The sequence below is a fragment of the Dyadobacter sp. CY356 genome, from assembly GCF_021440195.1.
In the GTDB taxonomy this organism is placed as follows: Bacteria; Bacteroidota; Bacteroidia; order Cytophagales; family Spirosomataceae; genus Dyadobacter.
The window spans coordinates 349,884-374,887 of the sequence record NZ_JAJTSZ010000005.1; the positions used below are offsets into that span (position 1 = coordinate 349,884).

Sequence of the window (25,004 nt, forward strand, 5' to 3'; positions counted from 1 at the left end):
AAAATCAAAAAAACTAAATGCAAGGATCAAAATCTTTACGGATCATCTGAGAATTTCATTTCAAATCTATCCGATCAAATGCTATTTCTAAGCATTCTCCGAGCTATTGAGGGGATTTGAACCCCTGACCTCTTCCTTACCAAGGAAGTGCTCTACCCCTGAGCTACAACAGCAAAATTTCAATTTTTTCGAAATGCTACGTTTAGCACATTCGCGTGAGAAATTAATCTCAGTTTAAACCACAGCCAAAAGCGACCAGCGAAAGGGCTTCAAAATGAATGTTTTCGCTAGTCGCTTGACGTGTCTTAAAAATGAGCGAAAGACGAGGTTCGAACTCGCGACCTATAGCTTGGAAGGCTATCGCTCTACCAGCTGAGCTACTTTCGCATTTGTTATAAACCTATCTTTATACTGGTAAACATAAAGAAAACCCTGGTTTAAACTGTGGGGGCGGATGGATTCGAACCACCGTAGGCGTACACCAGCAGATTTACAGTCTGCCCCATTTGGCCACTCTGGTACACCCCCTTTCAACATTTCAATACAACCGTGAGAACCTCTTGTCTCACTTTTGGAGCTGCAAAATTATGATCTTTTTAAATCTCCTGCAACTTATTTGGAAAAATATTTTTAAAAAAATTTCGTGCCTGTCAGAAAGTCCATTCTAGCAGGCACGAAATCAATAGGTTAGTATTAAAACAATTTTATACCAAAACTTAACATTTTCACTGCCGGGCCACGATTTGTCTCGTAAAGATTGTTTAAATCATAGTTGACGAACAAATCAGGAAATCTTCGTATACCCAATTCAAAACCCAGACCATACCTGAAATCATTGACAAAAAAATTGGTGCGGTTAAATTTCTTATCCTTGCTACCCTCGGCAATTGTCTTTGAATAACTACCTAGGCGATATCCGCCGTAAGCACCCGCACTCACATGTGAAATGAACGATCTACGAAAACTCAGCGTAGGCATAAAGCTTAGATTGACGTATGGTACGGTGAATTTACTTTTCTTTAAATTAATATAATTTCCTGCGTCTTGTGGTTGTGCAAAATAGGTCATATCCGTAGATTTCTCGATTTTCTTGCTATCCTGAAACATCAGATTGTACCAGGAAAAATCAATTCCAAAATCCAGATGAAGTCTTGCTTTTTGTCCTGTTGCTATGGTGGTAGAAGCCACGTATCCAAGACTTACATATCTTGACCCCCATGGTTTTAAATCCGGCATGGCGTTTTCAGTAGATGGATTGGTACTGCTCATCATCGGCGTATTGCTCCCATAAGCATTTAATCCAAGGCTGACATTGAACCCTTTCCTCGGGCTCGATCCCCAGGATGGCACATACATCTTGGCTGCTCTTCCTATCTTTTCAATACTTCCATTCTCCCCCTCATCAATAACCGTTACCGTACCCTGATCAATGCTTACGCTTTTATTACCATTTTTTATATGTAATCCTCTCCCACCAATTCGGACATAATTTTTATCATCTGCCAAATCAGGCTTGTTTTTCAGATAATCAGTCCCGCTGAATTCCTCAACAATCAGCGTTGTGTCCTGTTGCGAGCTATCAAGCCTCACTTTCAAGTCTTTCAAAAGTGTGTTAAGATCATATTTCAGGATTTTTTCCAATTCCCGTTTATTCTCCCCATAGATCACCATTCTGGTTTTGTTACCAAAACGCACAATAATCGAATCGTTTAAACTTCCCTTATTCAGCGATGGTTTCACATCACTTCCCGCCCATACTCGTGTGAGCGACAGAAGTATCATAAATACTCCGATAAATTTAATTTTCATGGCTAATAGCGTTACCGTTAATTTTTTCTTTCACGTTTACCTGATACTTTTTCATCGTTAGTGTTAGGTCGGTCATCTACTCTTGCAAGAATATTTTTTGGATTAAAACCAACATCGTCCCAATCAACCGGCTCAGCTTCACGAACATTTTTCAGCTGGCGGAAAACTCTGGCCAAACGCGATGGCTTTTTATCTTTAAATTCATTTTTAGGCTCTTCAATTTCAACAACGATTGTACGATCGGCCTTTTTATCTTCCACTTGCGCCACTTCAACAGATTTTGTATTTACCTTTTCGGAAAGTACGGGCTGCTGAATATCAGTTTTGGTTTCTTCCGGTTTTGTCGTTTTAATAACCGTAACCTGTATGATATCCGCATCTTTTTCCCTGATCTCCTTTATTTCCTGATCCTGCGCTTTCCTAACTACCTCACGTATTTTCCGATCCGCAGGTAATTTTGAATTTTGCACAACCTTAACAGAAGATTTATTTAACAAAACTTCTCCTTCCTTATCCGCCCGGGCAATAGTCTTATTCGTCTTGCCAGCCTCAGGTATTTCCGGCAATCCCGTTTCAGGGATAGTTTTCTCCACCATAGCCATTTCTGTCTGATTCGATGGTTTTCCGGAATTCTCAGACTGATTTTGCCAAACAGCATATCCCGAAATCAAAGCCATACTCACACTCGCAGCGGCATACCAAACCCAGGCGGCAATTCGCCGGGATTTATTTTTCTGTCCTTGCTGTATCCGCTCCCACGCTAATTCCGAAGGTTGTTTTTCCAACGAATTAAGTCTCTTCTTAAAAAGATCATCAACTGGATGCTTTTTCATAATTTAGTTTTTTTTTTGAATCATTTTCCCACGCTCCAACCATCTTCTGCAACATTGCACGCGCCCTGTGCAGCTGGGATTTTGATGTACTTTCTGTTATTCCTAATGCTTCTGCTATTTCGCTATGGGCGTAACCCTCGATAGCATACAAATTGAAAACCGTCCGATAACCCACTGGTAATTGTTCGATAAGATCCAGTAATTCCTGTGTATCAAGATGCTGATCTGCATAATTATAATCAGGAATATTGGCCGCCTCATCTGACAAAATATCCTCAGGCATTTTTCTTTTCTTCCTCAACAATCCTAACGCCTCGTTCACCATAATGCGCCTCATCCACCCTTCAAAACTTCCCTCACTGTTAAACTGGTCAATTTTACCAAATACTTTCAAAAAACCTTCCACCATCACATCCTCTGCCGTCATTTCATCACCTACATACCGGAAGCATACGCCCAACATACGCGGACCGTATTTTTCGTACACCTGCCGCTGCGCCTTTGCATCTCCGTGCTTAAGGGCTTTGACGAGCTGTGCCTCCTGATTGAAAAATGATAAAATTCGACCCATTCCTAATGTTGTTTCAATGGTAAGATGTTAAAAGGTATAGCTGAGGTTGCATATATCTTATGGCTTTTGATAAATTTTCTGCTTTTAGTATTATAAATCCACTTCAGCTAAATTCAAATATTTGATAATCAATGTATTATAAATTTATTATTTTTTAAATTTATTGTTCCAAATAATATTCTTTCATTTCAACAGGAATATTTAAACGGTTCATTTAGCTTTATGACATTTTAGTACAAATCTGATTTACCGAATGTTTGACTCATCAGCTCCCATAGGAATATTTGACAGCGGCATTGGCGGTATGACTGTTGCCAGTGCGGTGACACGTCTTCTGCCTAATGAAAATACCATTTATTTTGGAGATACCGCCCATTTGCCATACGGGGATAAATCAACGGCGTCTATTCAGGCATATTCCATCAAAATATGCAATATGCTTTTGCAGCAGAATTGTAAATTAATTCTAATTGCCTGTAATTCTGCCTCGGCGGCAGCTTTTGAACTTGTACGCGAATATGTAGGGAGTAAAGCGAAAGTTTTAAATGTAATTGATCCGGTTGTTGACTATATCAAGGAACATTATGATGGTAAAACGGTTGGGCTTATTGGTACCAAACAAACAGTTTTGTCTAATGTTTATAAAAAGAAGGTTGATGCCCTGGACAAAAATATTCAGTTAAAATCCTTGGCCACGCCATTATTGGCTCCAATGATTGAAGAAGGTTTTTTTGATAATAATATCAGTGAAAGTATTATTGACAGTTATCTTTCGGATCCTTCCCTGGATGGTATTGAAGCATTAATTCTGGGCTGTACGCATTATCCTTTGATCAAAAATCAGATCTGTAAATATTATGAAAATGATGTGGAAATCCTTGATACGTCTGAAATCGTAGCACATTCACTCCGGGCATGGCTTGAACAACATTATCTGGTGAATGAAAAAGGTACAGGAAAACGTCAGTTTTATGTCTCAGATTATACGCTTTCCTTTGAACAGTCAACCAATATATTCTTCGGACAAAAAATTCAACTGGAACATTATCCGCTTTGGGAATAGTTATTGTTGAAATCCAGGAGACTCCGATGGAGTCCTGATTGGTGTTTAGAATTCGATTGCTATAAACAGGATGCTCCAATGGAGCCGGATTTATCTCTTGAAACAATTCTCAGATGTTAAATTAATTTCTTTTTATTTCTCTTGTATTATAGCCACAGCGTGGCTTCCTGTTTATAGCAAGAAACTTGAAATATCAAAAGTGTTAGCTCCATTGGAGCCTCTTGGGTCAATGAAAAACTTGTTTTACCAATCAACCAATATATTCTTCGGACAAAAAATTCAACTGGAACATTACCCGCTTTGGGAATAGTTATCGTTGAAATCCAGGAGACTCCGATGGAGTCCTGATTGCTGTTTAAAATTCGATTTCTATAAACAGGATGCTCCAATGGAGCGGGATTTATCTCTTGAAGCAATTCTCAGATATTAAATTAATTTCTTTCTGTTTCTCTTGAATTATAGCCACAGCGTGGCTTCCTGTTTATAGCAAGAAACTTGAAATATCTAAGGTGCTGGCTCCATTGGAGCCTCCTGCGTCAATGAAAAAACTTGTTTTACCAAAAAAACCAATATATTCTTCGGACAAAAAATTCAACTGGAACCTTATCCGCTTTGAGAATATTTATTGTTGAAATCCAAGAGACTCCCATGAAGTCCTGATTGGTGTTTAGAATTCGATTGCTGTAAACAGGATGCTCCAATGGAGCGGGATTTATCTCTTGAAACAATTCTCATATGTTAAATTAATTTCTTTCTGTTTCTCCTGAATTATAGCCACATCGTGGCTTCCTGTTTATAGCAAGGAACTTGAAATATCAAAAGTGTTAGCTCCATTGGAGCCTCCTGGGTCAATGAAAAAACTTGTTTTACCAATCAACCAATATATTCTTTATACAAAAAATTCAATTGGAACCTTACCCGCTTTGGGAATAGTTATTGTTCAAATCCAGGAGACTCCGATGGTGTCCTGATTGATGTTTAAAATTCGATTGCTGTAAACAGGATGCTCCAATGGAGCGGGATTTATCTCTTGAAACAATTCTCAGATGTTAAAATAATTTCTTTCTGTTTCTCCTGAATTATAGCCACAGCGTGGCTTCCTGTTTGTAGCAAGAAACTTGAAATATCAAAAGTGCTGGCTCCATTGGAGCCTCCTGGAATTCTTGAGAATCTGTCTGTATTTCAATATAAAAATCTAACCGGCCCTAATAGACCCGAAGGCATAGGCTGCCATCCCGCCGCATCGAATTTTTTGTATGTTATATCGACAATGTTGATGTCATAAAATTTCTTCCAGTCTGGTAATTTTTTATCCCTATGCCGCATATAATTCGCAGAAAGATTGGTTACCTCTATTTCCAGCTTATTTCCCCTTTCTTTTAATAACTCCGGGGTAATATTTAATTGAAAAGGAATTGACCAGACAATACCGACCTCTTTTCCATTCAGTTTCACAGCAGCAACTTCTCGAACATCTCCTAAATCCAATGTAATATTTTTTGAATCACGAACTTCAGCTGTCAGATCAAAAGTAACTGAGTAACGAGCAGTTCCCGAGAAATATCGTGCAGTATCGGAAAGCGTCACCCATGAGGCCGGTTTTAGAAGTTTTCCAGAAGCAGGAATGGAAGGACGGCCTTTTAAAAAATCAACTTTCCAGGTTCCTGAAATCTGTTGTTGTTTTGTTGAAATAAATACCGGAACTGCCTCACTTTTGCTAGCCGACTCTCTTAAAAAACAAGACTGCCCGGGTTTAAGTGATAGAAAAATTTCATTGTTATTATTTTCATTACGCTGTGATAAATTGGCGGACATATCTGTAAGTGGATCATATCGTTCCACATTGCCGGCAATTTTGCCCAGACTTATCCAGCCTTCCTGAAAAGTATTTCCAACATTTGCAATGAAATAAACTGGTTTGCCATTCTGAGATTTTCTGATAAAAGTTAAACCAAGTTTAGCCCATTTTTCCTGAACAACGCCTTGTTTAGCCAAAGCAGATTCCCAAGCTTTATCTACCAATACATTTTGTTTCTGATTTGTTAATTCTGCAAGTTTTATATCAAACTCTTTTTGTCTTGCTTCATTTACATTGTAGCCAGTAACCTTAACGGGTACATGATCCGCAAAAACAATTTTTGCCCCTTCCTTGGCTAGTTTCAAAAGCTGAGAAAGTGTTTCATCCGGCATGTAGGTTGACGGCGGAATAACAATAGTTTTATAAGTTGCCGATCCCGAACTAAGATTTCCTTCTTTGTTCACAGATAAGCGCATCAATTGACGATCCGATACGTAGTCAAAAGTGTATCCTTCCTGCCAGAGTTTTGTCGTAAGCTGTCCAAATGGTAATTGTAAAAGCCAACGATCCACATGATGAACTTCTAATAAATGTACACCACCCGCAGATTTGGCCGGCGTTGACCACAAGTCATGGATTGGGAAGTAAACCAGAATATCGTTGTCGGGCTTACTTTCCTGCAACAACGTCTGGCAGCGCTCTACATATTGATTTAATAAATTAAAATGCTCAGCAAAATGTGAAGATGGACCAAAATTGGTAGAAGCATAAAATAACCAGCCGGGATAGATTTCGGCGACTGGTGAATAGGTTGTCCCGTGATAAAAAATGTGATTGATCCCGGCTGTAAAAAGTTCGTCAATCTGTGGCTTTACCTGTGACAAAGAAACTTTGAAATGGTTTGCAAGCCAGGTGCCGGTTTCGGAGCTTACCAGTTTTTTTCCTGAGAAATCAGCTGCGGAAGATGCAAATTTCATTGCCAGTGGATTTGGCGTACCAAATTGTTTCTCGGAATAATCCGGATCCACTCTTAATCCCGGAATGGAAAAACGGCTGGTTCCAAAAGATTCAGTTTCCGGAATGTCCGCTTCGTCATATAAGTCCAACAGATTGCCCGGAGAACCGTGGGCCTGATATCGTGTCAGAAAACCCTGTTCCTTGCTCCACTGCGTCCAGACATGCGCGTATCGTTCACGCAACAATTCAGCCAGGGTTTGATGATAATCTATTTTCACCAAGACAGATTCTGGCTTTCCTGAACTATCTGTTAAAAGCTCAGGAGTATCCTGGAGCGCATAACCTCTTCGCGATTTAAATTCTTTCAAAAAATCATCCGTCCAATTAGCACCATAAGCCTCATATGAATCCATATACATGGATCTTGGTTTCTCCTTGGCATGGACAAAAGCCGCTTCAAATCTTAGAAGATAATTTGACATAGCCGTTGGATGAAACGGATCAAAAACCAATCCTTCTCCCCCGGGCGCAGCACGTTTCACTTCCTGTTTTGTTGGAACAACGACCCATTTATTGTCTTTAAAACTTATTGCTTTGGCCCCCATTTGTTTGCTTACATTAGGCCCGCCAAATGGCCAGCCTGTGCCGGTAGTCATGTCAACACCAAGTCCCAGACGTTTCCCTTCTGAAACGGTATGTTGCATAACATCCAGCCAGTGATCCGTTAAAAATGGAATAAAATCAGATTCATAACCCTTCACTCCATAGATAGGAATGATATGCACACCGCCCAATCCTGATTTAGCAAATTCCTCCAGTTGTGCGGTGATATCCTCTCTGGTTACCGCACTTCCCATCCACCACCAATAAGTCCAGGGTTTGGCTGTGGAAATGATCTGGGCGCTACCGGATAAACTTATAAATATTAAAACTGCTAAGATGAATAACCGCATAAAAGTCTGTTTACCATTAAAAGACTGTAACCTTCATTTCTACACCTACCTGTAAGCACTTTTTAACAAATAATTATTTTCATACACAACAACATAATTGTAATGAAGTCCATAAAAAAAGGCGAAACCGATAACGATTCCGCCTTTTTCAAAATGATATATTCTATTGACGATTCAACGCCTGACTGACTCTTGCATTTATAAACTGACGTTCCTGTTGTGCTTTTTTACTGTGGCGATACCACATATATCCAATCACGGCAACCAATAAATAAGGCATCATGAATAAATACATAATACCGGTATTCAAACCAACGCCAACATTATTCCTGCCATTTCCCATTGAACTTTCAACGGTTCCTCTGCACATAGCACATTGTGCCATCGACGAAGGAATTGTCAGGATAAAAAAAGCTATAAAACATCCAAAAATCACCAGAAACTTTTTCATGTGTAATAAGGACTGATAAGTAAATAAACAATTACACCGCTCACACTGACATATAACCAGATTGGAAACGCCCACTTCACGGCTTTTTTATGTTCTGCAAGCTGATTACTATAACCAAAATACACGGCTCTTAATACAAACCAAACGACCACAACCGATAATACGATATGTGAGATCAAAAGGAAATAATAAATTGGCCGGATAAACCCGGAACCCCCGAAAGGTGTAGATTCATTTGAAATGTGATACAGAATATAACAAACCAAAAAAACAGCACCCAAAACAAATGCAACGGTCATAATTAACCGGTGCGCATTACGGTTATTGACTTTGATAAAATAAAATCCCAGTATTAATAGAATAGCTGTAGCTGTATTCAGCATCCCGATAACATGCGGCAGAACTTTTGTCCATGGACCCAAATCGATTTTCTGACGGATACCGATAAGAACGGCTACTGCAACGGGGATTGCAATAGCCAGGACATTAATTATTTTTCTATACTTTTTATTTTCTTCAAGCAAAACAGTTGCCATAACTATTTGTAGTTTTCCTTTTTCTCGTAATCCAAAATCTTAATTTCAGCCATCAACCTATTGGTCTCTTCCGAATCAGATGCATTGTAATAGCCTCGTATATGTCCTTCGGCATCTATCAGTACTAACTTCGTTTCCAAAGAATTAGTTTTCGAACCAGGGATTTCAGTGAGCAACTTCAATTTAGAATCCCAGGTATCTTTAATTTCCTCCTCCGATCCGGTCAACACTTTCCATCCGTTTGTGCCAAGCTCCTGCGGATAATTTTGTTTCTTTCCTGTCCACTTATCTGCCAGCGTAATTAAATTCAGGTATGGAATGGTTTCTCTTAGCGCGAAAACACGTTCAACCTGACCAAAGACAATTTCGCATCTATCCATACAATGCTCCGGCAAGTATCCAACCACAGTTACCTGTCCCTTACCAAATTCTTCTGAAATTGCTCTGCCATTTGTATCCTTCAGGCTTATAACAGGAACCTTGTAAAAAGCAGTATCACCATCAATTACAATAACTTTCCCTGATAGATCTTTCACTGGAAAGTAGTGCTGAAGATCATAATGATTAGTCGCGAAGAATTTTAAAAATGTAAAAACTAAAGCCGGAATTACTAATGTGACAATCAGTAACCCGGCTTTACGGAAGTTTATCATAACGTTTTATCTACTTGAATACTGCCTCAAAAATAGCATTTCCTTCAAGAAGAAGTGCGAGGATCAACCAGGCAATAAATATTATAGGAACAAGTATCGACCAGATCAGCGTTTTGGTTTCATGCTTAAGGTGCATAAATTCACCTACGATATAAAATGCTTTCACAATTGTCATAATGATGAAAATCGAAACCTTCAAAACTCCATGAGGAACTGTAAAAGCGATAAGGAATTCAAGTGACGTCAGGACTAGAAGAATCCAGAATGTTTTCCAGATTGCTTTGCGTTGTTCTGCACCTGCGTGAGGATCCTGCTCGTGTATATGATGTACTTCTGACATATGATTTAGAATTATATAAGCTCCTGTTGATTAAACCAGATAAAAGAATGTAAATACAAATACCCAAACAAGGTCTACAAAGTGCCAGTAAAGACCAACTTTTTCAACCATTTCATAACTTCCGCGTTTGTCATAAAAACCAGTCGCAGAACGGAAGAAAATAAGAATATTCAATATAACTCCACTAAATACGTGCGTTCCGTGAAACCCGGTGATGAAGAAGAAGAAATCAGCAAATGCGGGAGGACCATACTGGTTTTGTGTAAGATTTGCTCCGTAGATCACTTTCTCCACATATGATCCGTTTTCAAAAACTCTCATCATTGAACCAGCATCTGTTCCATGGATAAAGTGACTCCATTCCCAAGCCTGGCATCCAAGAAATGTGAAACCTCCAAGAATTGTCCAAAGCATATATTTTTCAACATTCGCACGGTCCATACGGTGGCCGGCTTCTACTGCAAGTACCATTGTAACACTACTTGCAATAAGAATAAATGTCATAATCCCTACAAAAACCAATGGCAACGATGTTCCATGCAAGAAAGGAACAGATTCATATACTTTTTCAGGTATAGGCCAGTATAGGTCGGAGAATTTAAAATCTGCTGCTTTTCCGGCAAAGGCAGGAAAACTAAAACGTGCAGTTCCATAAGCCACCAGCAAGGCGGAGAAAGTAAAAGTATCTGAGATGAGGAAAAACCACATCATCAATTTCCCGTAACTTGCTTTCATAGGCTCGATCCCGCCCATCCACATTTTGGGTTCTACCGTGCCAGGTGTTGTTACATGTGCAGCCATTGGTGAAAAATTATCAATTAAAAGTCAATAAAAAAACAAAAAGGTATAACCAAAGTAAATCCAGAAAATGCCAGTAAGTAGCACAGATCTGTATCTGTCTCAAACTCTTGGAATGCACTTTAAAACGGAATACCGCTCTCAATGCATATAGCAGCACAATAAGACCGCTGATAATATGAAATCCGTGTAATCCTGTAAACACATAAAAAAACGAACCAGATGGGTTTCCTACAAAATAAACATTTGCTGCTACCAGATCTTTCCATCCTTCAAACTGCATCCAAAGGAATGCGATTCCAAGTGCAAAAGTAACATAAATTGCTATTTTCAAAGTCTTGAAATCATCTTTTTTTGCAGCAAAATAAGCCCATTGCATAGAAAGACTGCTAACTACCAGAACTGCTGAGCTATACCAGAAAATTTTTGGCATTGCAAATTCCAGCCAATTACCTTCTGCCCTTCTTACAAGGTATGCACTTGTCTGAGACGCGAAGAGCATGATGATACTTACCAGAAACAACCAAAGAATGAACTTCATTGGATCCATGGCAAGCGTTTCCTTCGGCTCTTTATCTACTTTTAACTGCTGAATATTTTCCATTTCACTTAAATACTATATCACAATTTATCCAACAAAAACGCAATCTGAACAATAGGCAAATATACAAAGGAACCAAACATCAATTGGCGGGCCGTTTTATCAGAGCATTTCCTCATCAAATGAAAGGTCTGAGCAAGGAACAAAACGCCAAAAACTGTTGCTATGAAAGCTGAATTGATTCCAGTCATACCCAACTTGTAAGGTAACCAACCTATTGGAAGCAAAAATAACGTGTAAATCATGATTTGCATCGTTGTATCTGCATCTTTCAAACCGTTTGCTGGTAATAATTTAAACCCTGCACGTTTGTAATCGTCATCCAAAACCCAGGCAATAGCCCAAAAATGCGGGAACTGCCAGAAAAATTGGATCGCAAATAAAATCCCTGGTTCAAGACCGAAATGATTTGTAGCTGCTACCCAGCCTATCATTGGAGGAAATGCTCCGGGAAAAGCTCCCACAAAAACAGCAATCGGACCGACGCGTTTCAAAGGAGTGTAGACAAATCCATATAAAACCAGCGATAATAAGGCCAGTAATCCACTTATGAGATTGCAATATATAATGAAAATGAAAAGAGAGGAAATACCAAGAAATACAGCCCAGATGATCGCCTGTTCAACCGTTACCCTGCCACTTGGCAAAGGACGATTCTCTGTTCTTTTCATCATTTTATCCAGATCAATTTCCAGGATCTGGTTAATGATATTCGCAGCACCGGTGATTCCAATAGAAGCAATACAGAAAAGAACGATTTTAACCCAACTAATGCTACTGGCTCCTAAACTATATCCCATCGCACCAGAAAAAGCGATCAAAAATGCCAGTCTGAATTTCAACAATTCAAACAAAGCCTTTACTTTATCTCCAACTTTTAAATTCAAACCTTCCTGTGCTGATGTCATTATTCTGCTCAATTTCCAACTACACTAAATCCTTACTCAATTTAACAATATCTCTGCTCCACGATAACTGATTTGCATTCATCAGCAGCCACATCATGAATTGAAATCCGATCATAATTATTGCCAGCGTCAAGTGAATTGGCTGCGCAAATGCCGGTACTCCAAAATATGCCATTATCACGCCTGTCAATATTTCCAGTCCTAAAATCACCAGACAAACTTTTCCCATTTGTTTGATTCTGGATTCTCCTTCAATCGAGTGATTTATTTTATTCACCCAAAATACATTTGAAACAAGTACCAGTATAGAGAAAGAACGATGAATATAAAAAGGCACTCCCAGTGTTTCGATCCATTGTGCACGCCCGGAGTATCCCAACGCCCGAATAACTTCATCCATTACCTCACGAACCTGGGTCCCTAATAAAATCTGGATAAGTGATAATACAAGAACAATGACAGACAATTTATCAATCAAGCCTTTGTTGGCGATCTGCTTACCATCTTTTTCTGATGAATAGGAAGATCTGATAAACAGGTAAATCAAAATGAAAACAATAACAATTGCTAAAAGCATATGAACTGTAATCATCACAGGATGTAACTCGGAAGATACTACCTTAGATCCTAACCAACCCTGAAACCCTACCAAAACAAAAGCTAACAGACTGAATCCAAACAAGCTTTTTCTGTTTGTTTTTAAGTAAGGAGTGGACGCTACAAGTGTTATGAAAATCATAATACCTGTAAAAGCTCCGAAAAGACGGTTTACATATTCTATCCAGGTTTTTACCGGGTTGAATATTACTTCGCCTTTGAGTTTAGCTCCGTATATCTCCTTATAATCTAATGGTAGCTGTGAGGCCTCCGTTGGAGGAATCCAGCTACCAAAGCATTTAGGCCAATCAGGACATCCCATACCAGCTCCGGTACTTCTTACTACCCCACCAACCATGATAAGGATGTAAAGGACAATAACTGTATTCAGTGTTAACCGCCGAAAACGACGGTTAACACGTGAATCAATGAGCTTGGTTAAACTGGTCATTAAAATTCTGAGCCGCTATTTCTTTTTCGGTCGCAATCAACTCATTCTCATGTGGGAAATTAGATTCCAATGTTTGAGAATAAGGTATATTCTGAGGTATAAAATCCTCCGTTGCACCAGGTTTGCTATAATCATATGACCAACGATACACTGCTGGTATTTCGCCTTCCCAGTTACCATGACCAGGAACAATTGGCGTAGTCCATTCCAGTGTATTAGATCTCCATGGATTTTGAGGAGCTGTTTTGCCTCTGAAAATGCTGCTGAAGAAATTATAAAGGAATATAAACTGAGCAAGGAATGACAGAATCGCTGCTACTGTTATGAACATATTCATGTCCATAAATTTATGCGTAAAGTCGTAGCTTGTGAATTGATAATAACGACGTGGGAAACCTGCGATACCAACATAATGCATTGGAATAAAGATCAGGTAAATTCCTACAAACGTAAACCAGAAGTGAATCTGACCTAATGTCCGGTTCATCATTTTACCGAACATCTTAGGGAACCAGTGATAAACACCTGCAAACAAACCAAAAGCTGAAGCTGCACCCATTACAAGGTGAAAGTGAGCTACTACGAAATAAGTATCATGAAGCTGAATATCCAAAGCACTGTTTCCAAGTATAATACCTGTCAAACCACCTGATACGAATAAGGATACCATACCAATCGCAAACAACATACCTGGTGTAAATACGATGTTACCCTTCCATAAGGTTGTGATGTAGTTAAACCCTTTTACTGCAGATGGTACCGCAATAATCAAAGTAAGGAACATAAATACAGATCCAAGGAACGGATTCATACCTGTTACAAACATATGGTGAGCCCATACAATAAAGGCAAGGAATGCAATACCTAACATGGATGCGATCATCGCACGGTAACCAAAGATTGGCTTACGTGAATTTGTCGCAATAACTTCTGACGTGATACCAAGACCAGGAAGAAGTACAATATATACCTCAGGGTGACCAAGGAACCAGAACAAATGCTGGAAAAGGATTGGGCTACCACCGACATTTGGAAGTGCTTCACCATTAATATAGATCTCAGAAAGATAGAAACTCGTTCCAAAGTGACGATCAAAGATCAAAAGCAATACAGACGAGAACAATACTGGGAAAGATATAAGCCCCAAAATTGCCGTAATCAGGAAAGACCAGATTGTCAAAGGAAGACGGTCAAATGACATACCCCGGGTACGTAAATTAATTACAGTCGTGATATAGTTGATACCTCCTAATAATTGTGACACAATGAAAAGAGCCATACTTACCAACCAAAGCGTCATCCCCATTCCTGAACCTGGATGCGCTTGCGGTAATGCACTCAATGGAGGATAAATTACCCACCCACCCGCAGCAGGACCAGTTTGTAAGAATAAAGAGGCGAACATGATAACGCTGGCCAGGAAGAAGAACCAGTATGATAACATGTTCATAAATCCTGATGCCATATCTCTTGCACCAATTTGCAGAGGGATCAGGAAGTTACTGAAAGTACCACTCAAACCTGCTGTAAGTACAAAGAATACCATAATGGTACCGTGCATTGTAACCAAAGCCAGGTAAAAGTTAGGATCCAGTTTACCAGTTTCGCTAATCCAGTTTCCAAACAAAGGTCTCAACCATGACAAGTTAGAGTCTGGCATACCAAGTTGGATACGGAAGATTACGGACATAGAAATCCCAATCACCGCCCAGAGAATACCCGTGATCAGGTATTGCTTTGCTATAACCTTGTGATCCTCAGAAAATACGTATTTCTGCCAAAAGCTTTGTGCCTCGTGATGGTGCGCATGTTCCTCATGGTGTACAGCGGCTTCCATTCCTTCAATAGCTGACATATGCCTGTTTTGTATTTAAATTAATAAAATTAGCGAAGTGCTGCACTTGTTCCCATTCCACCACCAACCGAAGCTGTTTTAGCAGTATCTGCCGGTGTTGTGGTTTCAGCTGGCAAACCTTTCATTGCCTTGGCTTTCAAGTTATCAGGTACTTTCGCAAGATATTCCGGGTATGTCTGAAGAAAAGTTGTTTGTTCAGCACACCATTTTTTATATGAAGCTTCGTCTTCAACAACAAGGTTCAATTTCATAGAGAAATGGCCTTGACCACAAACCTCTGTACAAGCAATTTCATATTTGAAATTCGGATCATTCAGATCAGCACGCATTTGAGCAGTTGTCTTGTCCGGAACAAACCAAAATTTAGTTGGCATGCCTGGTACTGCATCCATTTTCACACGCATGTGAGGAATGAATACACTATGCAAAACGTCACGCGCACGAATTTTCAAAAGTACGGGTCTGTTAACAGGAATGTGCATTTCCGTAGGGTTAAGGAAATCGTCAAATGAATTTTCATCAGACAGATCTATACCTACTTCATTTTGCGCATCAATCAACTTGTAATTGTAGTTACCAAGTTTATTATCGCTAACACCACCATAACGAACAATCCAGTTAAACTGCTTTCCTGTGATTTCAATAACTTCCGCATCAGCAGGAGCATCTGAGGTAATATCAGACCAAGCTTTCCAACCTGTAAAAACCAACATGGCCATTACAATGGCAGGAATGATCGTCCAGATAAGTTCCAACTTATGGTTATCTGGATAAAAGGATGCTTTATTTCCTTTTTTGTACTGATATTTCCAGGCAAAGAAGAAAATCAAAAAGTTAACAAAGGCAAACGGAATTGTCAGAATACCCATTGAAAACCAAAACAGATCATCCGTTCTTCTACCGTGTACAGACGAAGCAATCGGTAAAAAATGTTCTCTTGCATGCAGGTAAGACCAAGTAATCCCGATTACCGCAGCTACAAGGATAACGATAAACATGGCCCCATTCCAGCTATTACCTTCCGGCACAGCATCAGCAGATTCTGGCTTCTTAACACTTGTGAGAACGCCTTGCAACCTGGAAATCACAACACCGGTGAGAACCACAAAAACTAAGGCAACTATTGCAATGATAAAATACATGATAATAACAGGTTAAGCAAATTAGGCGATATCGTGATGCAATGATTCTTCCAACATTGGGTGGTGCTTTGGAATCAAATTTGCCTTTTCCAACTGAGTCGCCATTGACCAAACAAATCCACAAATGAAGACTAAGAAAAATCCCCATTCCAACGGTCCAAATCCCGCTGTATCCCCGGCGCTACCAGGCATAATGTTCGTGTAAAAATCCATATAATGTCCGATGATTACACTCCAGCATGCCACTTTAAGAATTGAATGCGTAAACTTAGAATCTCTTGTCATCAAAACCAGGAATGGCAAGAAGAAATTAAGGAACAAAGTTATGAAGAATGGAGCTTTGAAAATACTTCCATGTCCTCTGAAACGCTCAATGAAATAAATAATTTCTTCCGGCTGGTTAGCATAATAGATCAAAAGGAACTGAGCAAACCATACATAGGTCCAGAAAATACTAAATGCAAAAACGAATTTCCCTAAATCTCTAAGGTGACTTGAATTTACAGCTTTAAGATATCCTCTTTCTCTCAGCATAACAACTGTCAAAGTGATAACTGCCAATCCGGCTACGTGCCAGCTTGCCAAAGTATACCACCCAAACATCGTACTGAACCAGTGCGGGTCAATTGACATAACAAAGTCCCAGGCAGATGTAGAAGATGTTACTCCAAAAATTACAAGAAATGCTGTTCCTAGACGTATTGATTTATCATATAATTCTGTTCCACCGATTTGATCCTCTTCCAAAGAAAACTGACGTATCTTTCTCCACATGAAATACCATGCAACAAAATAAAATATTAATCTGCCTACAAAAAATGGTGTATTCAGATATCCGTGTTTTCCTGCCAATACTTCATCATATTCGGGACCACCTACTTCATACACTTCGCTGTGTGTCCAGTGAAATAAATCATGACCTCCAAAAATGAATACCAAAAGCATGATAACGCCGGTTATTGGCAAAAATGCAGGCATTGCTTCCGGAACTCTTTTAAATACTGCTGACCATCCTGCTTGTGCAAGATAGTTGTAGGAAATGAAAAACATACCTACAACCGATATACCAGTAAAATATACTGCATTTACCCAAATATTAGCCCAGATACGTGTAAGCCAGCTAACATGATGTTCTTCAACAGCATGACCCGCTGCTTCATGACTAGCCGCCGCAGCATGTCCGGTTATTGCATTAACTGCACCATGTGCCGCTTCTGCTTCATGATGTCCTCCCGGTTGCGCCGCAAGATAAATCCCTACTACCACTAAAGCCGCTCCAATAGCTCCTCCAATGATAAGGTTTCTTTTAGCTCCCGAAGTGAATTCAAACCGTTCTTCAATAGAAGGAATCGAATGTGCTGATGCCATTATTCAAATATTATTTCTCAGTTATCAAAAATAAATTATGCTCCTTTTTGCAGCTTTTGTACATAATGTACAATTTTCCAGCGCTCCTCAGGATTAATTTGTGAACCGTGTGGCCACATCCGTGCTTTACCGTAAGTAATAACATGGAAAATATGTCCTTCGTTTAAGTTCTTGTAAGCATCACTTGCGTAATTCGGAACCCCCTTGTAAACAGCTGCGACTTTACCATCACCTGCTCCCGTAGCTCCATGACAATGCTGGCAATATCTCTCAAATAAAACTTTACCTTCTGCAAGGCTTTTTTCATTAAGAGGTACCGGATTTTTCAATACTCTTTCAGAAATAGAAATACTATCTGCCGGAATGTTGTAAACCATAAGATCTACTTGTGAGGAATCTCCCTTACCAAAAGATGTGTTGTAGTTACGACGCGCTACTGTTCCTTCAACTGGCAAACGCATTGTTAAACCCATCGGGTTAATCGGATTTGCTTTTTCCTGTCTGTATGGTTCGTATCCAACCGGCAGGTACATATTTGGCGCATATTGCTTACCTGGGTTATTTGGGTCACGCGTGCAACTGAATGCAGCGGTCATGATAACAGCCAGGGCCAGGGAATATCTATATAAACTTTTCAATTTCATCGATCCAAGCACATTAAAATTGTTTGATGTTAACCTCTTCTGCACCGCTATCTCTTAGTGCACGGGATATTTCATCTTCACTCATTGAATTTCTACCTACGTTAATCGCCATAATAAATTTGTTGTCCGTAGCACGAACATCAAATCTTTCGTGGTTATGAGCCGCAGGACTCAACCCATTGGATATGAAAAACGTAGTTACCATACCAAATGCTGTAAAAAGAACAGTTAATTCAAACGTTATAGGAATATAGTTAGGCAAAGAAATTGAATCCTTACCACCAACAATCATTGGCCAGTCAATCCCCATCGTCCAGATCATCAGGGTCAACGCAACACAACATCCGGTAACACCAAACATAAATGCCGCAATACCGATTCTTGTACGTGGATGACCCAGTGCGTCATCCATTCCGTGAATTGGAAAAGGAGAATATACTTCCTGTATTTTCACTCCTGCCTTTCTGAGTCTTGGTACTGCATGTAATACAGTATCGTCATCGTCGTAGACTCCAACTAAATATTTACCAGATAATTCTGCCATATTTATACTAATGTTAAATATTATTCTTCGCTCTGAGCGATTTACTTATTCTATATCCTTGTTGAATAACGGAGCAGCAGCTTCGCGTTGTCTTACTTTTGCAACACCTGCAATTTTCTTAGGCAAGTTTGCAGAAGTAGATCTGATTACCGCTTTTACTTCTGCCATGTTTACAACAGGCAAGTATTTAGAGAAAAGCAGGAATAACGTGAAGAACAATCCGAAAGAGAAAATATAATCCCCAATATCATAACGGGTAGGGGAGAACATAGCCCAGCTCGAAGGAATGTAGTCACGGTGAAGTGATGTAACAATAATTACAAAACGTTCGAACCACATACCGATGTTTACAATAACAGAGATAAAGAATGTAAATGTAATGCTGCGACGAAGTTTTCTTGACCAGAACAACTGTGGAGAGATTACGTTACAAGTCATCATCGCCCAGTATGCCCACCAGTAAGGTCCGGTAGCACGGTTGATAAATGCATAACTTTCATATTCCACTCCTGAATACCAGGCAATAAAGAATTCAGTAATATAAGCAACCCCTACAACAGAACCAGTCAAGGTGATTACCTTATTCATGGTTTCAATATGTTCAAGGGTGATATAATCTTCCAATTTGTAAACCACACGTGTGATCAACATCAGGTTCTGCACCATCGCAAATCCGGAGAAAATCGCACCCGCTACGAAGTATGGAGGGAAAATTGTTGTGTGCCATCCCGGAATTACCGAGGTAGCAAAGTCCATACTTACAATCGTGTGTACCGAAAGTACCAGTGGTGTTGATAAACCTGCAAGAATTAAGCTGATATATTCGTAACGAGACCAGGTTTTTGCTGATCCGTCCCATCCCATTGCGAAAGTTCCATACATAAAACGGGACACTTTGCTTGTTGCACGGTCACGAATTGTAGCTAAATCAGGAATAAGACCGATATACCAGAAAACAAGGGATACCGAGAAATAAGTACTGATCGCGAAAACGTCCCAAACCAAAGGAGAGTTGAAGTTAACCCAAAGAGAACCAAATGCGTTAGGTAATGGTAAAGCCCAATATGCCATCCACGGACGACCCATGTGCATCAGGATAAAGGATGCAGCACAAATTACAGCGAAAATTGTCATCGCTTCTGCCGCACGGTTAATGGATGTTCTCCATTTCTGACGGAATAGTAAAAGAATCGCAGAGATCAATGTACCCGCGTGACCAATACCAACCCACCAAACGAAGTTGGTGATATCCCATGCCCAACCTACGGTTTTATTTAATCCCCACACGCCCAGACCTTCCCACCAGGTCCATGCAAGACAACAAGATCCATATGCCAAAACAACAAGAGAAATCCCGAAAGCAATTTTCCATTCCTTTGTAGGCTTTCCTTCGACATGTCGGCAAATATCTTCCGTTACGTCTGCATACGTTTTCCCGCCTTGAATAAGGGGCTCTCTTACGGGTGAAGTAACATGCATACTACTGTAATTTATAATGATTTAATCTTCAAACAAATACAAAACTTTCAACCAGACTTAGGCGTGTTCCTTTTCAGTTTCTGCCTTTGGTGCTGCTGCTACATCCTTATTTCTAACCTTCGTAAGATATGAAATCTGTGGACGTACGTTAATTTCTTCCAGCATGTGGAAAGCACGGCCTTCTTTTTCAACTTCCAGCATTTTAGAAATTCTGCTTTCAGGATCATTCATATCACCAAAAGTGATCGCATCCGTTGGGCATGAAGAAGCACAAGCTACGTTAATTTCTCCGTCGATCACGCGTCTTCTTTCTTTCTTAGCAGTCAACTTACCTTCCTGAATTCTATGAACACACATTGAACATTTCTCAATTACACCACGTGAACGTACTGTAACCTCAGGATTGATAACCATTTTACCCAGATCGTTATTGAAGTGGTAATCAAAGTTATCGTTGTCAAAATATTTGAACCAGTTGAAACGACGTACTTTATATGGGCAGTTATTTGCGCAATAACGAGTACCTACGCAACGGTTATAAGTCATTTGGTTCAAACCCTCAGAACTGTGGGTTGTCGCTAATACCGGACAAACCGTTTCACAAGGTGCATTGTTGCAATGCTGACACAACATCGGCTGGAATGTAACTTCCGGATTTTCCGAAGCAACTTCCATTGCTGTGTAATCACCTACTTCTGCATCACTGCTATAATAACGGTCAATACGCAACCAGTGCATTTCGCGACTGTTAATAACTTCCTGACGTCCTACAACCGGAATGTTATTTTCAGACTGGCAGCTAATTACACAAGATCCGCAACCAAAACATGTATTAAGGTCAATAACCATACCCCATGAGTGGTTTGGATATTTATGTCCATTCCAAAGAGAAAGGTCCGTAGCATCTACTGATCCTTCGGAAGTTTCAATTTTTGGAACAAAACGTCCCGCCAAAGGATCTTTCTGGAAATGAGCTAATACCGTTTCCTGAAGAACCGACTTACGGCCCATTACCGTATTGTGTGTTTGCGTTTGAGCGATTTCGCGGGTTGCTCCTGTTTTAGTAACAGTAACTTCTCCTGGTGCGAAAGTTAAATATCCTGCTGAGAACGAAGCTAATGGATAAACATTTTTACCAACGCCATTTGCAGATTTTCCTGCTTTTTCACGACCATAACCGATTGTGATTGCAACAGTTCCATTTGCCTGACCTGGCTGGATAATAACAGGTACTTCAACAGATTTACCTTTAAGATCCACTTTCACCACATCACCCTGGTCAAGACCAAGATCCTTAGCAGTCTTTTGCGATATACTCGCGTGGTTATCCCAGGTTGCTTTTGTAACCGGATCAGGTAATTCCTGTAACCATGGATTGTTAGCCGCAGATCCATTACCTACGCCAACATTTTCATACAACGCCAGTTCAATGCCTGTCGAAGATGCTTTATATTTTTTACCAATTGCTGATGCTGCTTCGTCAACATTTCCTGTGAAAGTTGCACCTGCGGCAGAAGCAGTACGGTTTGTTTTGAAGAAACCATCATGTAGAGACTGTACCCAGAATTTATCAAAACTGTCTGTACCTCCTTGTGTATAAATGTTTTTTCTCCAGTAAGCTTTTACATATTCATGGTAGTCTGATGGCTGGCCTGCCCATTTCAATAAACTGGCCTGCGCCTGACGAGTACTGAAAATCAAACTGATTGTAGGCTGAGTCAAGCTGTAAAAACCTGCCATCGGCTCTGCGTCATTCCATGATTCAAGGTAATGAGGTGCAGGCGTAATAAATTTCACTAATGATGCAGTTTCATCCGCACGGTCATTAAATGAAATACTCAAAGCTACTTTTGGAAGAGCAGTTGCCAATTCAGAACCACGTGGGTGATCGTAAACCGGGTTAGCTGCATAGAAAATTACTGCTTCAACTTTTCCACCTTTAACTTCGTCAATGAATTCATTCATTGCGATGTCATTTCCCTGACGGTAATTAACAGGTGTATCTAAATCTATTGTTGCGCCGTAACTTCCAAGTAAACTATTTAAAGCATTAACTACAACCTGAACAGAAGGATCATTGATACCAGAAACTACCAAAGCACTTCCTTTTGCAGCTACAAGATCAGCAGCAGCTTTATCAAGGTGTGTTGCATCCAAAGCAGGAGCAGCGATTGACTTTCCACCAAGTTTTGCTGCAACTTTATTGTAAAGCGAAGTAACAACCAGGCCCAATTGAGATGGTTTTACCGCTGAACGATAATCTGCATTTGAACCAGTCATGGAAAGAACTGATTCGAATTGATAATGACGGGACATATCCTTTTTGCCATCTTTCGCACTGCCCAATCTGCGTGTATCAGCATATTGGCGTGAAAAATCTTCCGGCGAAAGCCAGGCACCTAAAAAGTCAGCATCAATAGCAACAATAACTTTTGCCTTATCAAATGCGTATGAAGGAATTACAGCCTTTCCGAAAGAAAGCTCATTTCCTTTTACGATTGCAGAAGAACTGTTTGCGTCATAAACGATGTGACGCGTTGTTGGATATTTTGTGGTGAAATCCGCAATAACGGATTTCGTAGAAGGACTTAAAAGAGTAGAAGAAACAATGCGAATTGCTCCTCCCTTTGCAGCGATCGAAGAAAGCTGACTTGTTATGTCTTTATCAACAGCATCCCAGGTAACTTTTAAATCTTCACCTTTTTTAGGACCTCTTAATTTTTCGTTGTCATAAAGGCCTAGCAAAGAAGCATGTGCTCTTGAACTAACCCCTTTTGTAATACCTGAAAGCGTATTTGGCTCAATTTTAATTGGTCGGCCTTCACGTGTTTTTACAAGAATACTTGCATAATCTCCTCCTTCTGCATAAGTAGAAGCGTACCAGTTAGCAATTGTAGGAAATTCCCCCTCAGGCTTGTTAACGTAAGGAATTGCTTTTTTAACAGGCGTTTCGCAAGCTGCCAAAGAAACAGCAGCCATACCAAATCCTAAAACTTTTAAGAAATCGCGACGGTGTGTACCTGCTCCGTCAACCAGACTTTCATATTGATTTTCTGTTGGTGCATCAGCGAACTCTGAACCTGCGTTTTTAATGAATTTTTCGTCATTACGCAGCTCTTCAAGTCCTCTCCAATATCTTTTATTAGTATTTTCCATAAAACTGTTAATACAATGAGTTGTATTCTAGTATCTATTTGCAGTGATTAGTAATGGCACTTAGAACATTCAAGACCACCGATATCAGCTACTTTTAAAGCTTCTTTACTATCTGATGCGTGTAATTGTACCATTTTGTCGTAATACTCGTTTCCTTTTGTATTTACGTCAGTTTTGCGGTGACAATCGATACACCAACCCATTGTTAATGAAGAGCGCTGCTGGATAACTTCCATTTTAGCGATATCTCCGTGGCAATTTTCACATTCCAATCCAGCAACATTAACATGTTGGGAGTGATTGAAATAAGCAAGATCAGGAAGGTTATGTACACGTACCCATTCAATAGGGGTGTTATTCTCTATTGAAGTGTATATTTTTTGAATTTCAGGTGATTCTTTTTTAATAACACCGTGACAGTTCATACAAATATTCGCAGATGGAATATGTGCAGATTTACCTCTGTTCACACCTGTGTGGCAATAATTACAATCAATTTTATACTCTCCTGCATGAAGTTTGTGCGAGAAAGAAATTGGTTGCTTAGGAGCATATCCCTGCTGAACACCTACACTGTAGGCTCCGTCGATGGTAACTTTCATCACTAAAAGAATGAAAATCCAGATGGTTGCAGAACGAATCGCAGGATCACCGGCAATACCTTTAAGAGAATTACCAAGGCGTGACATGAAGTCTCCTTTTGTCGCAGTTTCTGCATCTCCACCGCTAACGGCTTTCGAAAGGATCGTTACAATGACAAGTAAAACCCCTAATACTAAGAGCATTACAACCACCAATGCAACAAGAACAATCATGAAAAGATCAGAAGGTCCGCCAGATTGTGCAGCACCTGCGGCAGGAGCAGCTCCACCAGCAGCAGCAGCGGCAGGAGCCGGAGCGGCACCCGCTTTATCAACATATGCAAAAATCCCTTTGATGTCATCTGCCGTTAAATTCGGGAAAGCTGTCATCTGAGCTTTGCTGTATTCGTTGTAAATTTTCACAGCGTAAGGATCACCGGAGGCGATAACCGCTTGTGAATTGTGAACCCATTTCGTAATCCACTCAATGCTGTTACGGGTAGTTGCACCTTTCAAACCGGGACCTACAATTCTTTCGTCAGTAGGTGCGTGGCATTGAGCACAATTGTTTTTAAATAACGTTTCACCCTTAGCAGCATCTCCGCCACCAGCAGCGGCCGCGGGGGCAGCACCGGCAGCAGCCGTACTATCCTGAGCCCATGATAAGCTACAGGTACTTAAGAGAATAGCTACAATAATAGCCAGAAACGATTTTGAGCTGGGAAAGAAGGAACAAAACTTAGAGTCTTCTCGGAATGGTATTTTCATAATCAACTATTCATAATACTTCAACAGACAAATCTAGTGTACGATTTTTTATCCACAAAAGTATTTGGGGGATATTTTAAAGTACTCACTTATTTATAATTCTTCTAATTTGATTATTCGTGTCAGAATAACGCAAGTCACTGGTATC

Annotated in this window: 21 protein-coding genes and 3 tRNA genes; 1 reads left to right on the forward strand and 23 read right to left on the reverse strand. The window is 40.0% G+C overall.

The annotated features are described in order from the left end of the window. Positions 1 to 101: 101 nt before the first annotated feature. From LXL81_RS18120 to LXL81_RS18145, 6 genes are all read right to left on the reverse strand, one after another. Positions 102 to 173: transfer RNA gene (locus LXL81_RS18120), tRNA-Thr, on the reverse strand. Positions 174 to 314: 141 nt separating this feature from the next. Next, positions 315 to 387: transfer RNA gene (locus LXL81_RS18125), tRNA-Gly, on the reverse strand. Between the two features lie 58 nt (positions 388 to 445). After that, positions 446 to 528: transfer RNA gene (locus LXL81_RS18130), tRNA-Tyr, on the reverse strand. A gap of 165 nt (positions 529 to 693) precedes the next feature. Then, positions 694 to 1,809, reverse strand: a complete 1,116-nt coding sequence (locus LXL81_RS18135; RefSeq protein WP_234648180.1) for an outer membrane beta-barrel protein — start codon at positions 1,807 to 1,809, stop codon at positions 694 to 696. 17 nt (positions 1,810 to 1,826) lie between these two features. Continuing rightward, the gene (locus LXL81_RS18140) at positions 1,827 to 2,642 is read right to left on the reverse strand and encodes a hypothetical protein (RefSeq protein WP_234648181.1); all 816 of its coding nucleotides are present in this window, start codon (positions 2,640 to 2,642) and stop codon (positions 1,827 to 1,829) included. Next, entirely contained in the window at positions 2,623 to 3,213 is a 591-nt protein-coding gene (locus LXL81_RS18145; RefSeq protein ID WP_234648182.1) for an RNA polymerase sigma factor, read from the reverse strand. The genes LXL81_RS18140 and LXL81_RS18145 overlap by 20 nt, the downstream gene beginning before the upstream one ends. A gap of 253 nt (positions 3,214 to 3,466) precedes the next feature. On the opposite strand from LXL81_RS18145, the gene murI reads away from it, so the two are divergent. Continuing rightward, the gene (gene murI / locus LXL81_RS18150) at positions 3,467 to 4,276 is read left to right on the forward strand and encodes a glutamate racemase (protein WP_234648183.1); all 810 of its coding nucleotides are present in this window, start codon (positions 3,467 to 3,469) and stop codon (positions 4,274 to 4,276) included. A gap of 1,182 nt (positions 4,277 to 5,458) precedes the next feature. Here the strand turns inward: murI and LXL81_RS18155 are convergent. From LXL81_RS18155 to LXL81_RS18235, 17 genes are all read right to left on the reverse strand, one after another. Then, positions 5,459 to 7,984, reverse strand: a complete 2,526-nt coding sequence (locus LXL81_RS18155) for a glycosyl hydrolase (RefSeq protein ID WP_234648184.1) — start codon at positions 7,982 to 7,984, stop codon at positions 5,459 to 5,461. A gap of 163 nt (positions 7,985 to 8,147) precedes the next feature. Further along, entirely contained in the window at positions 8,148 to 8,435 is a 288-nt protein-coding gene (locus LXL81_RS18160; protein ID WP_234648185.1) for a hypothetical protein, read from the reverse strand. Beyond that, positions 8,432 to 8,971: a DUF420 domain-containing protein gene (locus LXL81_RS18165; RefSeq protein WP_234648186.1), complete on the reverse strand. Its 540-nt coding sequence runs from the start codon at positions 8,969 to 8,971 to the stop codon at positions 8,432 to 8,434. The genes LXL81_RS18160 and LXL81_RS18165 overlap by 4 nt, the downstream gene beginning before the upstream one ends. 2 nt (positions 8,972 to 8,973) lie before the next feature. After that, a complete protein-coding gene (locus LXL81_RS18170; protein ID WP_234648187.1) occupies positions 8,974 to 9,624 on the reverse strand; it encodes a hypothetical protein in 651 nt (216 codons plus the stop codon). Between the two features lie 10 nt (positions 9,625 to 9,634). After that, the gene (locus LXL81_RS18175; RefSeq protein WP_234648188.1) at positions 9,635 to 9,964 is read right to left on the reverse strand and encodes a cytochrome C oxidase subunit IV family protein; all 330 of its coding nucleotides are present in this window, start codon (positions 9,962 to 9,964) and stop codon (positions 9,635 to 9,637) included. Between the two features lie 30 nt (positions 9,965 to 9,994). Then, on the reverse strand, positions 9,995 to 10,765 hold the full coding sequence (locus LXL81_RS18180) for a cytochrome c oxidase subunit 3 (RefSeq protein ID WP_234648189.1): 771 nt from the start codon (positions 10,763 to 10,765) through the stop codon (positions 9,995 to 9,997). A 13-nt stretch (positions 10,766 to 10,778) separates the two neighbouring features. Then, positions 10,779 to 11,366, reverse strand: coding sequence for a cytochrome c oxidase subunit 3 (locus LXL81_RS18185; protein ID WP_234648190.1), 588 nt, complete (start codon positions 11,364 to 11,366; stop codon positions 10,779 to 10,781). Between the two features lie 17 nt (positions 11,367 to 11,383). After that, positions 11,384 to 12,271, reverse strand: coding sequence for a heme o synthase (cyoE, locus tag LXL81_RS18190; protein WP_234648191.1), 888 nt, complete (start codon positions 12,269 to 12,271; stop codon positions 11,384 to 11,386). A gap of 19 nt (positions 12,272 to 12,290) precedes the next feature. Continuing rightward, on the reverse strand, positions 12,291 to 13,319 hold the full coding sequence (locus LXL81_RS18195; RefSeq protein ID WP_234648192.1) for a heme A synthase: 1,029 nt from the start codon (positions 13,317 to 13,319) through the stop codon (positions 12,291 to 12,293). Next, positions 13,294 to 15,174: a cbb3-type cytochrome c oxidase subunit I gene (locus LXL81_RS18200; protein WP_234648193.1), complete on the reverse strand. Its 1,881-nt coding sequence runs from the start codon at positions 15,172 to 15,174 to the stop codon at positions 13,294 to 13,296. The genes LXL81_RS18195 and LXL81_RS18200 overlap by 26 nt, the downstream gene beginning before the upstream one ends. A 29-nt stretch (positions 15,175 to 15,203) precedes the next feature. After that, positions 15,204 to 16,316, reverse strand: coding sequence for a cytochrome c oxidase subunit II (locus LXL81_RS18205; RefSeq protein ID WP_234648194.1), 1,113 nt, complete (start codon positions 16,314 to 16,316; stop codon positions 15,204 to 15,206). A 21-nt stretch (positions 16,317 to 16,337) separates the two neighbouring features. Then, on the reverse strand, positions 16,338 to 17,684 hold the full coding sequence (locus LXL81_RS18210) for a quinol:cytochrome C oxidoreductase (protein ID WP_234648195.1): 1,347 nt from the start codon (positions 17,682 to 17,684) through the stop codon (positions 16,338 to 16,340). Between the two features lie 35 nt (positions 17,685 to 17,719). After that, the gene (locus LXL81_RS18215; RefSeq protein ID WP_234648196.1) at positions 17,720 to 18,328 is read right to left on the reverse strand and encodes a cytochrome c; all 609 of its coding nucleotides are present in this window, start codon (positions 18,326 to 18,328) and stop codon (positions 17,720 to 17,722) included. Positions 18,329 to 18,341: 13 nt separating this feature from the next. Beyond that, complete coding sequence (locus LXL81_RS18220) at positions 18,342 to 18,872, reverse strand: DUF3341 domain-containing protein (protein ID WP_137340950.1); 531 nt, start codon at positions 18,870 to 18,872, stop codon at positions 18,342 to 18,344. A 45-nt stretch (positions 18,873 to 18,917) separates the two neighbouring features. Beyond that, positions 18,918 to 20,351, reverse strand: coding sequence for an NrfD/PsrC family molybdoenzyme membrane anchor subunit (gene nrfD / locus LXL81_RS18225; protein WP_234648197.1), 1,434 nt, complete (start codon positions 20,349 to 20,351; stop codon positions 18,918 to 18,920). Positions 20,352 to 20,408: 57 nt separating this feature from the next. After that, a complete protein-coding gene (locus LXL81_RS18230; protein ID WP_234648198.1) occupies positions 20,409 to 23,507 on the reverse strand; it encodes a TAT-variant-translocated molybdopterin oxidoreductase in 3,099 nt (1,032 codons plus the stop codon). 47 nt (positions 23,508 to 23,554) lie between these two features. Then, entirely contained in the window at positions 23,555 to 24,856 is a 1,302-nt protein-coding gene (locus LXL81_RS18235) for a c-type cytochrome (protein ID WP_234648199.1), read from the reverse strand. Between the last annotated feature and the right edge of the window lie 148 nt (positions 24,857 to 25,004).

Coding starts and splice junctions, on each gene's coding strand:
- LXL81_RS18160 (WP_234648185.1), bottom strand. CDS start 8,435: ATGAAAAAGTTTCTGGTGATTTTTGGATGTTTTATAGCTTTTTTTATC.
- LXL81_RS18230 (WP_234648198.1), bottom strand. CDS start 23,507: ATGGAAAATACTAATAAAAGATATTGGAGAGGACTTGAAGAGCTGCGT.
- LXL81_RS18165 (WP_234648186.1), bottom strand. CDS start 8,971: ATGGCAACTGTTTTGCTTGAAGAAAATAAAAAGTATAGAAAAATAATT.
- murI (WP_234648183.1), top strand. CDS start 3,467: ATGTTTGACTCATCAGCTCCCATAGGAATATTTGACAGCGGCATTGGC.
- LXL81_RS18205 (WP_234648194.1), bottom strand. CDS start 16,316: ATGTATTTTATCATTGCAATAGTTGCCTTAGTTTTTGTGGTTCTCACC.
- LXL81_RS18145 (WP_234648182.1), bottom strand. CDS start 3,213: ATGGGTCGAATTTTATCATTTTTCAATCAGGAGGCACAGCTCGTCAAA.
- LXL81_RS18175 (WP_234648188.1), bottom strand. CDS start 9,964: ATGTCAGAAGTACATCATATACACGAGCAGGATCCTCACGCAGGTGCA.
- LXL81_RS18170 (WP_234648187.1), bottom strand. CDS start 9,624: ATGATAAACTTCCGTAAAGCCGGGTTACTGATTGTCACATTAGTAATT.
- LXL81_RS18185 (WP_234648190.1), bottom strand. CDS start 11,366: ATGGAAAATATTCAGCAGTTAAAAGTAGATAAAGAGCCGAAGGAAACG.
- LXL81_RS18220 (WP_137340950.1), bottom strand. CDS start 18,872: ATGGCAGAATTATCTGGTAAATATTTAGTTGGAGTCTACGACGATGAC.
- LXL81_RS18155 (WP_234648184.1), bottom strand. CDS start 7,984: ATGCGGTTATTCATCTTAGCAGTTTTAATATTTATAAGTTTATCCGGT.
- LXL81_RS18135 (WP_234648180.1), bottom strand. CDS start 1,809: ATGAAAATTAAATTTATCGGAGTATTTATGATACTTCTGTCGCTCACA.
- LXL81_RS18195 (WP_234648192.1), bottom strand. CDS start 13,319: ATGACCAGTTTAACCAAGCTCATTGATTCACGTGTTAACCGTCGTTTT.
- LXL81_RS18140 (WP_234648181.1), bottom strand. CDS start 2,642: ATGAAAAAGCATCCAGTTGATGATCTTTTTAAGAAGAGACTTAATTCG.
- cyoE (WP_234648191.1), bottom strand. CDS start 12,271: ATGACATCAGCACAGGAAGGTTTGAATTTAAAAGTTGGAGATAAAGTA.
- LXL81_RS18210 (WP_234648195.1), bottom strand. CDS start 17,684: ATGGCATCAGCACATTCGATTCCTTCTATTGAAGAACGGTTTGAATTC.
- LXL81_RS18180 (WP_234648189.1), bottom strand. CDS start 10,765: ATGGCTGCACATGTAACAACACCTGGCACGGTAGAACCCAAAATGTGG.
- LXL81_RS18235 (WP_234648199.1), bottom strand. CDS start 24,856: ATGAAAATACCATTCCGAGAAGACTCTAAGTTTTGTTCCTTCTTTCCC.
- LXL81_RS18215 (WP_234648196.1), bottom strand. CDS start 18,328: ATGAAATTGAAAAGTTTATATAGATATTCCCTGGCCCTGGCTGTTATC.
- LXL81_RS18200 (WP_234648193.1), bottom strand. CDS start 15,174: ATGTCAGCTATTGAAGGAATGGAAGCCGCTGTACACCATGAGGAACAT.
- nrfD (WP_234648197.1), bottom strand. CDS start 20,351: ATGCATGTTACTTCACCCGTAAGAGAGCCCCTTATTCAAGGCGGGAAA.